General features: G+C 38.6%; 11 protein-coding genes and 2 rRNA genes (1 of these 13 running past the window's edge). 8 read left to right on the forward strand and 5 right to left on the reverse strand.

Translation table 11 applies throughout. From position 1 onward, the window contains the following. Nucleotides 1-1,800, forward strand: a 23S ribosomal RNA gene (locus tag Q5760_RS07900) (it extends 1,137 nt beyond the left edge of the window). A gap of 243 nt (nt 1,801-2,043) precedes the next feature. Continuing rightward, a 5S ribosomal RNA gene (gene rrf / locus Q5760_RS07905) occupies nt 2,044-2,159 on the forward strand. Between the two features lie 182 nt (nt 2,160-2,341). On the opposite strand, the gene Q5760_RS07910 is transcribed toward rrf, so the two are convergent. From Q5760_RS07910 to Q5760_RS07925, 4 genes are all read right to left on the reverse strand, one after another. Continuing rightward, nucleotides 2,342-4,000 carry a ribonuclease J gene (locus Q5760_RS07910; protein WP_428912524.1) on the reverse strand — a complete coding sequence of 553 codons (1,659 nt, stop codon included), beginning with the start codon at nt 3,998-4,000 and terminating at the stop codon, nt 2,342-2,344. A gap of 578 nt (nt 4,001-4,578) precedes the next feature. After that, nucleotides 4,579-4,821: a hypothetical protein gene (locus tag Q5760_RS07915; RefSeq protein WP_428911651.1), complete on the reverse strand. Its 243-nt coding sequence runs from the start codon at nt 4,819-4,821 to the stop codon at nt 4,579-4,581. A 165-nt stretch (nt 4,822-4,986) separates the two neighbouring features. Next, entirely contained in the window at nt 4,987-5,619 is a 633-nt protein-coding gene (locus tag Q5760_RS07920) for a YkyA family protein (protein ID WP_428911652.1), read from the reverse strand. Between the two features lie 6 nt (nt 5,620-5,625). Further along, on the reverse strand, nt 5,626-6,555 hold the full coding sequence (locus Q5760_RS07925) for a polysaccharide deacetylase family protein (protein ID WP_428911653.1): 930 nt from the start codon (nt 6,553-6,555) through the stop codon (nt 5,626-5,628). Between the two features lie 551 nt (nt 6,556-7,106). Between Q5760_RS07925 and Q5760_RS07930 the strand changes: the two genes are divergently transcribed. The 4 genes from Q5760_RS07930 to Q5760_RS07945 all read left to right on the forward strand — a co-directional run bounded on the left by Q5760_RS07930 (nt 7,107) and on the right by Q5760_RS07945 (nt 12,216). Further along, on the forward strand, nt 7,107-9,233 hold the full coding sequence (locus Q5760_RS07930) for an EAL domain-containing protein (protein WP_428911654.1): 2,127 nt from the start codon (nt 7,107-7,109) through the stop codon (nt 9,231-9,233). Between the two features lie 64 nt (nt 9,234-9,297). Then, a complete protein-coding gene (locus tag Q5760_RS07935) occupies nt 9,298-9,873 on the forward strand; it encodes a histidine phosphatase family protein (RefSeq protein ID WP_428911655.1) in 576 nt (191 codons plus the stop codon). A 250-nt stretch (nt 9,874-10,123) separates the two neighbouring features. Next, entirely contained in the window at nt 10,124-11,437 is a 1,314-nt protein-coding gene (locus tag Q5760_RS07940; RefSeq protein ID WP_428911656.1) for a MurT ligase domain-containing protein, read from the forward strand. An 11-nt stretch (nt 11,438-11,448) separates the two neighbouring features. After that, nucleotides 11,449-12,216 carry a type 1 glutamine amidotransferase gene (locus Q5760_RS07945; protein ID WP_428911657.1) on the forward strand — a complete coding sequence of 256 codons (768 nt, stop codon included), beginning with the start codon at nt 11,449-11,451 and terminating at the stop codon, nt 12,214-12,216. 93 nt (nt 12,217-12,309) lie between these two features. Here the strand turns inward: Q5760_RS07945 and Q5760_RS07950 are convergent, their stop codons facing one another. Beyond that, entirely contained in the window at nt 12,310-12,582 is a 273-nt protein-coding gene (locus Q5760_RS07950) for a hypothetical protein (protein ID WP_428911658.1), read from the reverse strand. A 583-nt stretch (nt 12,583-13,165) separates the two neighbouring features. On the opposite strand from Q5760_RS07950, the gene Q5760_RS07955 reads away from it, so the two are divergent. Next, entirely contained in the window at nt 13,166-14,707 is a 1,542-nt protein-coding gene (locus Q5760_RS07955) for an IS200/IS605 family accessory protein TnpB-related protein (RefSeq protein ID WP_428911659.1), read from the forward strand. Between the two features lie 591 nt (nt 14,708-15,298). After that, nucleotides 15,299-16,240 (forward strand): DMT family transporter, encoded by a 942-nt coding sequence (locus Q5760_RS07960; RefSeq protein ID WP_428911660.1) that lies wholly within the window; start codon nt 15,299-15,301, stop codon nt 16,238-16,240. Nucleotides 16,241-16,264 lie beyond the last annotated feature (24 nt).

A 16,264-nucleotide genomic window follows, 5' to 3' on the forward strand; every position in this document is an offset into this window, starting at 1 on the left:
GCGTAATAGCTCACTGGTCGAGTGACTCTGCGCCGAAAATGTACCGGGGCTAAACGTATCACCGAAGCTGTGGATGGACATCTACGATGTCCGTGGTAGGAGAGCGTTCTAAGGGCGTTGAAGCAAGACCGGAAGGACTTGTGGAGCGCTTAGAAGTGAGAATGCCGGTATGAGTAGCGAAAGATGAGTGAGAATCTCATCCACCGATTGACTAAGGTTTCCTGAGGAAGGCTCGTCCGCTCAGGGTTAGTCGGGACCTAAGCCGAGGCTGAAAAGCGTAGGCGATGGACAACAGGTTGATATTCCTGTACCACCAAAATCCGTTTGAGTGATGGGGGGACGCAGGAGGATAGGGTAAGCGCGCTGTTGGATATGCGCGTCCAAGCAGTTAGGCTGCAGGTGAGGAAAATCCCACCTGCGTGAAGGCTGAGCTGTGATGGCGAGGGAAATAGAGTACCGAAGTTCCTGATTCCACACTGCCAAGAAAAGCCTCTAGCGAGGATTAGGTGCCCGTACCGCAAACCGACACAGGTAGTCAAGGAGAGAATCCTAAGGTGAGCGAGAGAACTCTCGTTAAGGAACTCGGCAAAATGACCCCGTAACTTCGGGAGAAGGGGTGCTTTTTAGGGTGTTAAAGCCCTGAGAAGCCGCAGTGAATAGGCCCAGGCGACTGTTTAGCAAAAACACAGGTCTCTGCGAAGCCGCAAGGCGAAGTATAGGGGCTGACGCCTGCCCGGTGCTGGAAGGTTAAGAGGAGAGGTTAGCGCTAAGCGCGAAGCTTTGAATTGAAGCCCCAGTAAACGGCGGCCGTAACTATAACGGTCCTAAGGTAGCGAAATTCCTTGTCGGGTAAGTTCCGACCCGCACGAAAGGCGTAACGATCTGGGCACTGTCTCAACGAGAGACTCGGTGAAATTATAGTACCTGTGAAGATGCAGGTTACCCGCGACAGGACGGAAAGACCCCGTGGAGCTTTACTGTAGCCTGATATTGAATTTTGGTACAGCTTGTACAGAATAGGTAGGAGCCTTGGAAGCCGGAGCGCCAGCTTCGGTGGAGGCATCGGTGGGATACTACCCTGGCTGTATTGACATTCTAACCCGCAGCCCTTATCGGGCTGGGAGACAGTGTCAGGTGGGCAGTTTGACTGGGGCGGTCGCCTCCTAAAGAGTAACGGAGGCGCCCAAAGGTTCCCTCAGAATGGTTGGAAATCATTCGTAGAGTGTAAAGGCACAAGGGAGCTTGACTGCGAGACCTACAAGTCGAGCAGGGACGAAAGTCGGGCTTAGTGATCCGGTGGTTCCGCATGGAAGGGCCATCGCTCAACGGATAAAAGCTACCCCGGGGATAACAGGCTTATCTCCCCCAAGAGTCCACATCGACGGGGAGGTTTGGCACCTCGATGTCGGCTCATCGCATCCTGGGGCTGTAGTCGGTCCCAAGGGTTGGGCTGTTCGCCCATTAAAGCGGTACGCGAGCTGGGTTCAGAACGTCGTGAGACAGTTCGGTCCCTATCCGTCGTGGGCGTAGGAAATTTGAGAGGAGCTGTCCTTAGTACGAGAGGACCGGGATGGACGCACCGCTGGTGTACCAGTTGTTCTGCCAAGAGCATCGCTGGGTAGCTATGTGCGGAAGGGATAAGTGCTGAAAGCATCTAAGCATGAAGCCCCCCTCAAGATGAGATTTCCCATAGTGTTAAACTAGTAAGACCCCTGAAAGATGATCAGGTTGATAGGTTTGAGGTGGAAGCATGGTGACATGTGGAGCTGACAAATACTAATCGGTCGAGGACTTAACCACAACATTAATGAACGCTGGCTAAAGGCGCCACGTCCTGTGGCAACGCCTGCATGACCCACATCCTGTGGGCCGGGCGACTGTCCAGCTTTGAAAGACGGTGGAGAGCCGGTTCTACAAATCCTGGTTTTGGATTTGAAGAAACGGATCGAAGCGGCCGAAAAGCTAGGAGCCGAAGCTAGACACTAAACTTTGATGAATGTCAGCATTATCTAGTTTTGAAGGAACAATCCTTCAACAAAATAGTCTGGTAACAATGGCGAGAAGGTCACACCCGTTCCCATCCCGAACACGGAAGTTAAGTTTCTCAGCGCCGATGGTAGTTGGGGCTTTGCCCCTGTGAGAGTAGGACGTTGCCAGGCAATATAAGAAAACCCCTTTTTATAGGGGTTTTCTTTTGGTTTCGCAGATATTAAATATTATGTGGACTCAAACCAAAAGTACATATAGATAGGGCATAAATCGAACCACCAGAATAAGTGTTTAAAACTCCCTTTTTCTCCATACATACAAAATTACTGACTATACCTATAATCAGTACCAATTAAACTTCAATGATAATTGGAAGAATCATTGGCTTTTTCTTTGTGTGGGTATATAAGTACTGACCTACCGACTTTTTAATATTTTGCTTTATGGTATTCCAACGGTGTATGTTGGCTGCCTGTAAATCAGTAACGGCTTTTGTCACTAATCGATTAACTTCTTTCAAGAGATCCTCAGATTCACGTGCATAAACGAATCCTCGGGAAATGGTATCTGGTCCAGTAATAATGGTTTTATCTGCTTTACTTAGAGTGATCACAATGACCAACATCCCATCCTCGGACAGTTGTTTTCTATCTCGTAATACGATACTTCCAACATCGCCAATACCTAGTCCATCTACAAATGTGTTTCCAGAAGGTATGGTTCTAGTTTGACGTGCAATGGAGTTTGAAACATCGACAACATCTCCATTATTTATGATGAAGGTGTTACCCGCTTCAACACCAACGGATTCTGCTAGTAAACGGTGGTGGTGTAGCATTCTATGTTCGCCATGAATTGGAATAAAGTATTTGGGTTTCATCAAGGTGAGCATAAGTTTTAAATCTTCTTGATAGCCATGACCAGAAACATGCATTCCTGTGGAGCTTCCTGAACCATAAATGACGTTTGCACCAAGTTGGAATAAGTTATCGACGATACGCGAAACATCTTTTTCGTTTCCAGGGATCGGTCCTGCCGCCAAAATAACGGTATCTCCTGGATAAACAGAAACATCCCGATAACTTCCATTAGCTAAACGGGCAAGAGCTGCCATGGGCTCCCCTTGACTTCCAGTACAAAGGATCACAACCCGTTCAGCATCTAAGTTTTCTACTTCATTCGCATGAATAAGCATTCCATCAGGAATATGTAAGTAACCCCGTTCAATAGCAACAGATACCACGTTTACCATACTCCGTCCTAAAAGTGCTATCTTTCGTCGGGTCTTAATAGAAGCCTCTACCACTTGTTGAATACGATTTACATTGGAAGCAAAGGTGGAGACAAATATTTTCCCTTCGGCCTTTGTAAAGGCTTCGTTCAGATGGTCACTTACGATGCTTTCGGATGGTGTTAACCCTTTTCGTTCTGCATTTGTACTTTCTGATATTAGAACTAAGACACCTTGTTCTCCTATTTGAGCCATTTTATGAATATCAGAGTATTGTTGATTATTGGCAGGTGTTAAATCAAATTTAAAGTCCCCTGTATGAACAACAGTCCCTTCTGGTGTGTGAAATACGACTCCAAGACAATCCGGGATACTATGACTGACTTTAAAAAATGTAACCTGAATACTCCCTAATTCTAGAGTTGAATCTGAGTCAATCGGAATAAGTGTTGTATCGCTTGTAAGTCGATGTTCATCTAATTTTAATTCAATTAAACCAAGGGTAAAACGAGTTGCATAAATCGGCACATTTAATTTTCTTAAGAAATAAGGGATCCCACCGATATGATCTTCATGTCCATGTGTCACGATTAAAGCACGTATTTTTTCTTTATTTTCTTCTAAGTAGGTAACATCAGGAATAATTAAATCAATACCGAATAAAGTTTCATCTGGAAATTTCCCACCACAATCGATGACGATAATATCATTTGAATATTCGATGGCATACATATTTTTACCAATTTCATTAATACCACCTAAGGCAAAAATAGATAGCATGTTTTCGGACGTAGTCAATTTTATACCCTCCTACATTTAACAAGTAATCTTAGTATTTCCTTTGTCGTTATTTTATTCATAAGATAATGATGAGTATTGTTCAGAAGTTGGAAGTTGCTTGTCGTCTTTGCAAATAAATTATGGAAATATATATACATTTGTAACTGTTCCTGCATGAAAGATGATTCAAGGAAGCATAATGAAAGCTCATCGTAGGTCAGAAGGGACTTTTATGCAATGTATAGTTCTAGTAACAATGGTAAGAAAGTCAAACCTGTTCCCATTACGAAAAAATAAGCTTTTCAGTGCCGATGGTAGTTTGGGCATTTCCCTATGAGGGTAGGGGTGTTGCCAGGCAGGCGAAGTATATTTATAGGGGATATTTTTATATTCATCATCAAAAAAGAGGATGAGAAAATCGATAATAGTACAAGAGTGCCAGCTTTTCAAATCAAATTTATATGAAGTAGCGCTTTTTCCTAGGTTTTTTACTTGGAACAGACTTTATAAGCACATTTAAAAGAACAAGCAACTGAATGTGCTTGTTCTTTTATGTGTGCTCCGTATCTTCTGTTTTCTCAATCTAATGAATGCTCGAAGAATCCGAGAGCACATTTGATTGCTTCTTCTACATGATCGGTTTCATATCCGGCTAAATCCTCGTGAGTAATTTCCATTGTTGTACGAGATAGAGAATAGCCGCTGTCTAGATTGACATCTAGAAGGACTTGAAACCCGAGTGGTGTGGACTTAATGTCAATGATGTCATAATCCCGAATCATCGTTCCTGTTTCATATTCTACTGGTTCTAAATTTGACATGTCATGACTCCTTTTTGAATTTTGGGATAGAGTCGAAGCAAAATAAGTTGGGAACTTATCAAACATATTATTTACAAAGAGAGCGATATTATTTGGGATAAACGATACAAAAAACACCTTCCAAAAAATGGAAGGTGCCTGGCACCTTTTCAGATGGAGCGACTCCTAGTGATTAAGTATTTTCTTTTCCAGATCAATGTATTGTTGAGTGGATTGATTAAATTCCTGAATGATTGCTTCCATGCTTTGAGTGCGATTGTTGATTTCATGAATCAGTTCATTTAGGTTTTTTAAGTGATAGTTTTCGTCTGCAAGTTGTTGATAGAATGTGTTTTGTGTTTCAATGTTTTTATGATAGTTTTCAAAAAAGGAATCTATTACATTCTTTCTTTCGTTCATCATGGTGATGAGTTTGGATGCTTGTTTTTTTAGTTTCTTGTCTTTCATTTTTTGAATCGGTTCCTCAAGGGTGACCACCATTTGATAAGCCTTTTGGAAGTTTTCTGTGGCTTCTTCTAAGAGTTTCTGCTGTTCTTTCGTGTAGGATTGGGCTTTATCTATCTGTTGGTGAATTTGGTTTTGGTCATTGATATCGAGGCTAATCAGTTCCACATAGATGGATTGTGCCGATTTTCTCGTTTCATTTAAGTCAGATAGATTAGCGGTGAAATGATGTTCAAATGAGGCAGATTCTACTAATGTTTTCTGTATCTTTGCAGTCTGTTTCTGATCGGATTGACAGCCTAATAGAAAAACCATCAAACCTAAAATAAATATAAATGCTAGTAATCGATTCAAATCCTGTTACCCTCCTACAGTTAAACCGGAGATTGGAAGACAGCGACCATTACATTGAAAGGTTAATGGCGGCATATCGCTTGTTAATACTTTCGTTTGATATCCTTGCTTTTGAAGATAGGATAATAGTTTTGGTAAAAATTTGACTGTCTCGGGTTTATCATGAAGAAGAACAACCGGGGTCTCGCCTTTTTGTTTCATTTTTTGTATAGCCCAGATGGTATGGTTCACATATCGATGATTATTGAATTCCCAGTCACGACTGTCTACGTTCCAATCCCAAACGATAAAGCCATTTTGGTCAAGTTCATAGCGCATCCCTTCTGTTAAGTAAGGAATACTGCCATAAGGAAGTCGGACGATGTTAGAGGTTATTCCTGTGACGCTTTTCAATATTTCTTGGTTCTGTTTCATTTCTTCTGAAGGGGCTGTCTGACTACTGTAGAGTTTTCCTACATCATGTGTCATGCTATGTAGCGCAAGTCCGTGACCTTCTTTTTGCTTCCGTTTCACCACTTCTGGGTATTCCTTTATGTTTGGACCTAACATAAAAAAGGTTGCTTTCATCCCATACGCGTCTAAGATGTCCAATAATTGGTTTGACAGCTTTGAAGGTCCGTCATCAAAAGTAAGATAGATCGTATTTTCCTGTAGATCAAGCTGGTTTTGCTTATCGACGGCTTCTATTCGCGCAGCTTCTCTATGTTCACGATCTTTTTCCATAATGGATTGACTTAACGGAGAATCAGCAAATGCAGTTACCGGCTCTGACGGAAAGGATACCAATTCCAATGAAGGATCGATAGTAGATTCATTTACCTTCGCTGCTTTCTGTCCATCATTCACGACGATTCCCGGTATCAGAATGACGATAATTGCAACTAGAAACAAAAGCGCCGTTTTTCCTCTAGTGTTTAATTTTTTTCCCCTAAACACTTCATTACCCCCATATTGCAAGATTATAGATTTCTACAAATAGAATCAGATCACGACAAAATTTGCATGATAGACATAAAAAAAAAGTCTTACTAGCGAGTGTTGTATAAGTTCGGTTTCTATACCTTATCTTCACTCTTTTAATAACCCAATTATAATTTAAATAGTTTTAAGTTTGTTTATCTAATAATAACATAATTTGACAATTTTTGGGCATAAACAATCCGTGCTATTTTATTTTTAATAAAGAGACCAAAGCCCTTTTTTGGGTCTTCTCGTTTTTCAGCTTAATTATTTCAAAACAGTATTATTTTAATAAAATAATTGATTGAAAAAAATGAATATAGTACAATATTAATAATTTAAATTTTATTCAATAATATTAAATATTTTAATAATCAAAGATAGCTAGATTGATAGATAAATTTCTTTATACCATTTAGTGGTTTCAAAGATTATGGGTCTACACCTTGACTGAGATAGAGCATGCAACGATGAAAATACCCAATGTCATGTCAACCTAACTAAAATGGTTTATAAAAAGCATTTGGATGAAGAAGAAGGGGAATTTCATTTGGGTAGGGGATGTAATGAAGGGGTTAATTGAAAAATATAAAATCAATGAGAATGAATTGAGTAAAATTCTAACGGCGATTATGGAATATGCCTGTTTAAAAGACGGTGATGGCTATTGGGTAGATGCCAATGAAGCCATTCACCATTTATTGGATATGCCACTAGGGGAATTGATCGGCAAAAAAGATCAGGAGTTAGCGAAAAGGCTTCCTCGGTTTAAAGAAATATTTGAGGACTGTATTGTTTCAGATGAAGAAACGTGGAGTAAAAGGACCGTAACGGAGTTTGAATGGGAATTCTTAAATAAAGGCGGGATATATCAAATCGTAAAAGTTTATAAAATTCCCTTTTATCATCAGGATGGAAGTCGTAAGGCTATTTTAATGTTAGGGCAAGAAATTACTTTTTCGAAGCTAAAAGAGCTTGAATTAGATACCACGATCAAGGAGTTAGCCGACTTTAAGTTTGCCTTGGATGAATCATCCATTGTAGCCACGACCGATCATAAGGGGAAAATTTCGTACGTGAACCATAAGTTTTGTGAGATATCAAAATGCACTAGGGAAGAATTGATTGGAAAGGATCACAGGATTATAAATTCTGGATATCATTCGAAAGCACATGTTCGGGAAATGTGGGAAACCATTCAAAATGGAAAGGTCTGGTACGGGGAATTTAGAAATCGAGCTAAAGATGGAACTTATTATTGGGTGAAAACGACCATTGTTCCTTTTGTTGATGCCAATGGCAAGCCTTATCAATATATGTCAATTCGGCAGGATATCTCGAAACAAAAGGAAATTGGGGAGCAAATTTTATTTAATGCCTACCATGATGAATTAACAGGCTTACGTAATCGACGCTGCTTCAGAGAGGAAATCATTCAATGGATTGCTCAAAGTAGGAAGAATGATCAATTGGCTTTGATTTTTATTGATTTAAACCGATTTAAATATATCAATGATACGTTAAGTCACATGGCTGGCGATCAATTGTTGATTGATGTAGCGAATCGTTTGCAGGAACACTTGACTCATCAAGCGGATTTGTATCGATTTGGAGGAGATGAATTTATCATCGTTCTCAAAAATCAAACCAAACATGAAGTAGAGGAGTTTGTTCAACACATCCTTACCTTATTTTTACAACCGTTTTATTTACAGCAACGAAGGCTTTATATTACGGCCAGTCTTGGGGTCAGTCTTTATCCTGAAGATGCTTTAGATGCGAGTACGTTGTTGAAGAAAGCGGATAGTGCGATGTATCTAGCGAAAGAACACGGAGTTAACGGATACCAATTTTATCCATCCGGTACCTCTCGACATATATCAAAAAGAATGAATTTGGAAAGCGATTTAAGGCATGCGGTGAAGGAAAATGAGTTTGTTCTTTTTTATCAGCCTAAAATCCATTTACCATCTGGTCAAATTACAGGTGCAGAGGCGCTCATTCGCTGGAATCACCCGACAAAAGGGATGGTTTCACCTTCAGAGTTCATCCCGTTAGCTGAAGAAACAGGATTAATTATTCCCATGACAGAATGGGTATTAGAAGAAGCGTGCAAACAAAATAAGAAATGGAAGATTGCGGGATTTTCAAATGTGAAAATGGGAGTAAATATTTCCTCTGTTTTGTTTAAAAAGGATATCGTGGGCATGGTGAATCATATTTTAGATGATACGGGATTGCAGCCATCTGATTTGGATCTGGAAATTACGGAAAGCTCGATGCAAACACCGGAGTTAACGATTCCAATCCTTCATCAACTGAAAAGAATAGGCGTTTCCTTATCCATAGATGACTTTGGCACAGGGTATTCATCATTGGCCTATTTACGAGATTTTCCGATTGATCGTTTGAAAATCGATCGTTCCTTTGTTGCAGAGATAAGCAGCCGTGGTGAAGCGATTATTGACATGATTATTAATATGGCCGCGTATTTACAAGTTCGTGTGGTTGCGGAAGGCATTGAAACACAAGAACAATTAAGCTATTTGAAAAATCTAAGCTGCAACGAGGGTCAAGGCTATCTTTTCAGCCGACCTGTTCCAGCTAAGGATTTTGAAAGGTTATTGTTTAGACAAAAGAAATCTGTTGTGTAATGGGGTGCCAGGCACCTTCCATTTTATGGAAGGAGTTACAATCAGTAATTAATAGGAGTTTTATATGGAAATCACATTAATAAGACATGGTAAATCTTTATGGGTTGAAAATAAGCCTATCACTTGTCAAGAGTTTAAAAATTGGGTTGAAAAATATGATTGTCATGGGGTGTTTGAAGAGAAAACCTATCCTCCAAACACTCTTGAAAAATTAGATCAAGCAACTATGATTGTTACTAGTGATTTGAAAAGGGCGATTGAGTCTGCGAATTATTTAAATCCCCATTTACCAACGATTTCAGATCCTATTTTTCGTGAAATAGAACTACCTACTCCTTTAGCTAAATTCGGGGGATTAAAGTTACATGCAAATATTTGGGCGGTCATGTTACGAGTGTTATGGTTCTGTGGGTATACACGTGGGTGCGAGTCTTTGAAAGATGCTACTAAAAGGGCTGAGAAGGCTGCAACGTTTTTAATTCAATGTGCAAACGAGCATCACTATGTCGTTTTGGTTGGACACGGATTTTTTAATAACTTGATTGGAAAGCAATTTAAAAAATTGGAGTGGAAGGGAAGGCATCAAACCAGTTCTGCGCATTGGGCTGCTACAACTTATTCGTTTAATCAGCATGTATAATAATTAAGTGCTAGACAATTTTCTTTCTGAAATATCATAGCTTAACCGATTTCTACTATTTATAAGAAATCGGTTTTTTATATTTAAGATAACTAAGAAATGAATAACGGTTTAACCGTGAAATGGAAAATTTATGAAGTTGATCCTAACATGAATTTTATTAGCCTAGTAAAGTAAAATTAAGAGCGTTGTTGTTCTATTCATCCTAATTTGTCAATGCATGTAAGGAGAGGAAAAAACCGTGCCAGTCATGCCTACAGTTTTAGCGGCAAAGATGACTCAAAAGGCGAGTCGATTGCTTAATAAAAGCGGGAGTAACATCCCTGGGGTCGTAGCGAGAAAAATCGATCCCAATATTTTAAGGAAATTAGCTAGTAAAACGGAGAAAATCGTTTTAATTAGTGGGACCAATGGGAAAACCACTACTTCTCAAATCATTGGCCATATCTTAAAAGAAAACGGATATCATATCATACATAATGCTGAAGGTTCCAATATGATTTCAGGGATTACGACAGCTTTTATCAACCACGAAAAGTTTGTAATGAGAAAAAAAGCGGATATGGCCATTATTGAAATTGATGAAGGGTCTATTGCAAGAGTCTCCAAAGAAATTCGGTTCGATTTAATGGTCTTTACCAATTTCTTCCGTGATCAGCTCGACCGTTTTGGTGAAATTGATGCTTTGGTTAATAAAATTTGTGGGATTTTAAGTCAAACCTCAGCTAAGCTAATCCTTAATGCAGATGATCCCTTTACAAGCAGGTTGGGGCAAATTGGTTTGGACTGCGAATATTTTGGTATTGACAAAAATGCATTCTCTTTTGAGAACCATAATGTAACCGAATCGACTTATTGTCCTCAATGCGATGGACCACTTCGATATGATCATTATCATTATGGACAACTAGGTTATTATCATTGTGAATGTGGTTTTAAACGCAAAAACCCAAAATATGAGCTAAACCATTTGGACATGGATAAAGGTTTATCGTTAAAAACGAATCATGGTGATTTTTCTATTCCCATTTTAGGCTCCTATAATGCAATGAATACATTAGCAGCGATTAGTTTAGCCATTGAATTAGGGGTATCTTCCGAACAAATTCAAAGGGCTTTATCTACTTTTCAAATCGAAAATGGCAGAATGGAAGGGTTTCATCACAAAGAAAAACCAGTCATCTTAAATTTGGCTAAAAATCCAGCGGGGGTCAATGTGAGTTTGTCTGAATCGAATGGAAATCTGGATAGAAAACAATATTTATTGGTATTAAACGATACAGACAATGACGGGCAGGATGTTTCATGGATTTGGGATGCGGATTACGAAAAAATTAATCCTAGTCTAACTGAACGAGTGATTTGCAGTGGATTACGTGCGGAAGATATGGCGGTGCGCATCAAATATACAGGATTTCCACAAGATAAGATTGAGATTATTAAAAATATCAATCAGGCTGTCGAAGAATTATTGAACAAACATGTGAATAGTTATATCGTTCCAAACTACACGGCGCTAGGACCAACTAGAAAGGCGTTAGTCAAACGCTTAAGACACGGATAGGGGAGATAGGCTTGAGAAACAATGATCTTTCACGCCCGTTTAAATCATTGACTATGTTTCATTTTTTTCCAGATAAACTGAATCTCTATGGTGATCGTGGGAATGCACTATGTTTGGCAAAGAGATGTGATTGGCGCGGCATTCATTTAGTCATAAAAGAAATTAGAAGAATGGATGAATGTTCATTAGAAGAAATGGATTTATTTTTAATTGGCGGGGGAAGTGATCGAGAGCAGGCACTCGTTACCCGTGAACTCAAAAAAATGAAAGACGGATTAAAAGAAAAAATTGAGAACGGCGTCCCCGGACTAATGATTTGTGGTGGATATCAATTTTTGGGGAATCAATATATTGATTCGGTCGGCAATGAAATGGAAGGTTTAGGCATTTTAGATTTTTATACGGTCGCCAAATATCCAAGACTCGTGGGCAATGCGTTAATACGCTCCCCGCTGTTTGGGGAAATCGTTGGGTTTGAAAACCATGCAGGAAGGACCTATCATGGCTATCCAACACTGGGAAAGGTAGAAAAAGGCTTTGGAAATAATGAGGTAGATAAGGAAGAGGGATTATTCTATAAAAACATTATTGGCACCTATTTGCATGGTCCCATCCTTCCAAAAAATCCAACTATAGCTGACTATTTAATTCAAAAGGCTTTGGAATATCGATATGGCGCAGAACCCACCCTTGATTGGATGGTCCCTTTAGATGATCACTTAGAATATCTCGCTATGAAACAGGTTTGGGAACAAGTGCAAGGTTCGAAATTAATTTGACAATAAAAGGGGTCAGATCCCTAGACTGTTAAAGTGTTGGTACAGCTGGGATCAGACCTCTTTTTGAATGGTTGAGTGAAATTTAAGAATATTTTACCGAACAAGATTTTCATTCATTTTTTCAATTCCTCCTTTTATGTCATGTATTAGTTTATCTACGTAAATAATGGGTTCTTTATAGGGTAATCTTACTCTTAGCATTTCATAGTCGTTGTTTGCATTTTCTTCTCTTATGATAAAACTAAAAGTAATAACAGGAATGGAAATCATGTAGCTTTTACTGTGGAAGTCTTTCGTTATATACATCGTGGCTTTAGTGTCATTATTGAATACAGAATGGGTGATATCGATAAAAATGGTTTTCAAGTTGTTGATAAAAATGCCCTCCTATTATTTAAAAAATTTATCATTATTTGCATTTTCTATTATAATACTTAATAAGATCGATTTCTATTAAAACGATAACAAAAAGGGCAATCTTAAAGTCTGCTACTGTATAAACACAGCGGGGGAAGCTCTCTTTTTGTCTTGAGGGTTTAAAACTGTTTGTATATTTCGAGACATTTATAGACAAATGTTTTATTTATATATAGTAATGAAAATATAGGAATATTGGGATGATGCCTTTAAATTGATAACTCCTTATGAAAAATAACCTAGGAAAGGTTATCCTTTCATTCATTTTAATAAGCTAAAACGGAGGAACATTTTTGCTTTTTTATTAATCAAATGTATATTTCTAAAATGATTGACAAATTATATAAAATTTTGTATATTTTAAGTAGAACATATGTTCCAATAACCATATAAATGGAAAGGAAACGTTTCAAATCGTTTAAGCACAGGATTGAAAGAAATAAAGTTAATTGATTCATTTTTTGGTAAATTATACGGAAGCAGAAGTCGTAAAAATGTCATCACCAAGACAAAGTGAAAGGGGCTATTCACGATGTTACAAACTTACCAGACAAAGTTGAGGAGCGTCCTTCTGAATAACGGTTTGTGTCCAGAAGACTACCTCCAGGAATTCGGTAAGTTTTTTGGCATACTAGAACGTAAACTGTTTGTGCAATTATATGTAAAAAAACAAACCGTCTCTTCGATTAAATCTTCCTTTTCGAAACAGCATGGAATCACGGCAAGACAATTTAATTCTCTTCGGATTCAATTGGAAGGAAAAATTGATTCAGTCAAAGAAAACACCAATTTCCGAATGGAACAATTAACGGTTAAGATCGCTGAAGTAGAGAAGTCCATTGATAAAAAGCATAAACAAAAAGAGACATGGTTGGAAAAGATTCAAAACCTGAGTCCAACAAATCCTCGTTTTGAGAACACCGTCAAAAGATATCAAAACATCAAGTTTGTCCTCCACCAAAAGAAGCGGAAATTACGAAATCTCCAACAGAAACGAGAAAAGTTAACATGTGACATAGAGGTTAATCGGGTAAGGATTTGTTTTGGCTCGAAGAAACTATTTCACAAGCAATTTCATCTAGAAGAGAACGGATACACATCCCATGAAGAATGGAAACATGAGTGGCAATGCGCACGGAGCGCTCAATTTCTCGTCGTTGGCTCGAAAGACGAAACGTTTGGAAATCAAAGTGCTTCCTACAATACAAAGAATGAACTTCGTTTACGTGTTGCCCGTTATTTTGAGGAAAAATACGGGAAGTATATTTGTATTCCCGATGTGTTGTTTCCCTATGGACAACCCTTTTTAGATGAAGCCAAGAAAGCGTATACCGGGATCACAAAAGGTGGTAAAACACAAAAATATTTTAAAGCAGTCACCTACCGTTTTGTACGAAAGAAAAAAGGATGGTATCTTTACGCAACAGTAGACAGAGATACATCCGAAATTGAGACCTCTAATCTTGGAGGGGCCATCGGAATTGATTTAAATGCAGGCTTTTTAACCGCGTGTGAAATTGATCGTTTTGGGAATCCATTACGAGAATGGAAGATTTCCTGTCCCATGTATGACAGAAGAAAAGAGCAGGTTTCAGCTTCATTGAGTGATGCCATTCAAAGTGTCTTACTATATGCAAAAGAAAACGGAAAACAAGTAGTGATTGAAAACTTAAACTTCTCCAAGAAAAGAGTTGCATTAGGGGAAAAGAATAAAAAATATGCACGTATGTTATCTGGATTCGCTTATGCTCAATTTCAAGAGTTGATCCAATCAAAAGCAAAAAAACTTGGTGTAGGTATCGTCTTGATCCATCCTGCTTATACAAGTCAAATTGGCCATATGAAGTTTATGGCTCGTTATGGTCTTAGTTCACACGGTTCCGCGGCCTGCATGATTGCGAGAAAATCCTTTCGCTTCCGGACAGAACAACCAAGATACGATACGGTATTAGGACTTCCAAAGACGTTTGACAAAGAAAAATCTAATTATAGAAAATGGATGAGCCTCACCCAATATATAAAAAGAAATTATGCGTTCCAAGACAAAATTGAACTATTAAAAGCAGATCGTTAACTAGGTTGGAACGGGGGCAACGCTTCCCTGATACCTGTAAGGAATAAAGGGACCACGTACTTCCGTTCTCGTCACTTTTAGGCTTTTTTTCTATAGCGAGGCTAACAGCCTGACAAGAGTACAGCGAGAACAAACTCCTGTATCCATTTACGTACGTTGCGCCAATAAGGGCATCGTCATGGGCATGTGACGGAAACGTTGAAATCTACTAGAGTGTAAAACTTATTTAGATGGATGTTTCCATTCTTGTTTTGGAGTGTGACTCTCCAACGTGATTCGTAAGAAAAACTGTTCGTCTTACGTGCAAGAGTTTTTCCTCTTGAACAGATTATTTTATAGAATGTCTATAAATGTCTATGTTTTTAGGAACGGTTAAAAATGAGTATAGTATAATGTGCAATGTATATAATTTACCTATTATTCCGTGAAACTAAACATTCAGATAATTAAAATGTAATAGGATCATATAAAAGAACGGTTTTACTATATTATTTTCAAAAAAAATGGAATGGTGTAAAGCTTTATCAAGGTCTTAAATACAGCTTCTCATTCAATATTGAATGTATGCTGACTATATACGAGGTGTATAAAATGGAGAAAACATCAAATATAAAAGTTTACACTATGACCATTGCTGGTGCAGCATGCTGGGGATTAATTGGGTTATTTATCGCTCCATTATATGATCGAGGCTTTACGGCTTGGGACGTTGTGGCCATTCGAGGAATTTTTACCTTTGTTTTCTTATTTTTATTTATGACCTTATGTTGTCGGGATCAATTACGTACCAGATTGAAAGATCATCTTTTTTTTGCTGGTGCTGGAATTTTTAGTATCGCCTTCTTTAATTATTTTTACTTTGAAGCTTTTTCTCAATCGAGTTTATCTCTTGCGGTGACCCTTTTATACACAGGTCCTTTGTTTGTAATAGTTCTTTCTAGACTCTTTTTTAAAGAACCCTTGACGATTCGTAAGGGACTGGCACTCTCACTTGCCATCATCGGGTGTGCATTTGTTGTGGGGTTGCTGCCACTTGGTCAAGAAAGCATCCCTTTAAGCGTTTTGTTCATGGGGATTCTATCTGGATTTTGTTATGCGTTATATAGTATCTTTAGCAAACCGGTAAGTAAACGGTATTCAGCATTAACCATAACCACATACACGTTTTTTTATACTAGTATTTTTATGTTATTAACGAGTGATATTTTAAAAAAGACCGATCGATTTCAATATGGGGATGTCTGGGTATCATCTATATTGTTAGCGTTAGTCGCTACGGTTACAGCTTATCTTTTATACACTTTTGGACTCAAGCATTTAGAAGCAAGTAAAGCCTCCATTTTAGCAACAATGGAACCAATCGTTGCTGTCTTAACAGGAGTTCTTTTTCTAGGGGAAAGCCTTCAGGGCTGGCAGATGTTAGGAATCGTATTGGTTTTATATTCAGCGATTCTAGTAGCAGAGAGGGGAACGAGAACGAAGACAGCGATTGACATACAAAACAGCGATTCATCAGTAGGTAAAAACATGTAAAGGGGTCAGTCCCAGTCTGCTAAA

It is taken from the genome of Niallia sp. Kr1, assembly GCF_050389805.1.
Taxonomy (GTDB): Bacteria; Bacillota; Bacilli; order Bacillales; family Cytobacillaceae; genus Bacillus_BD.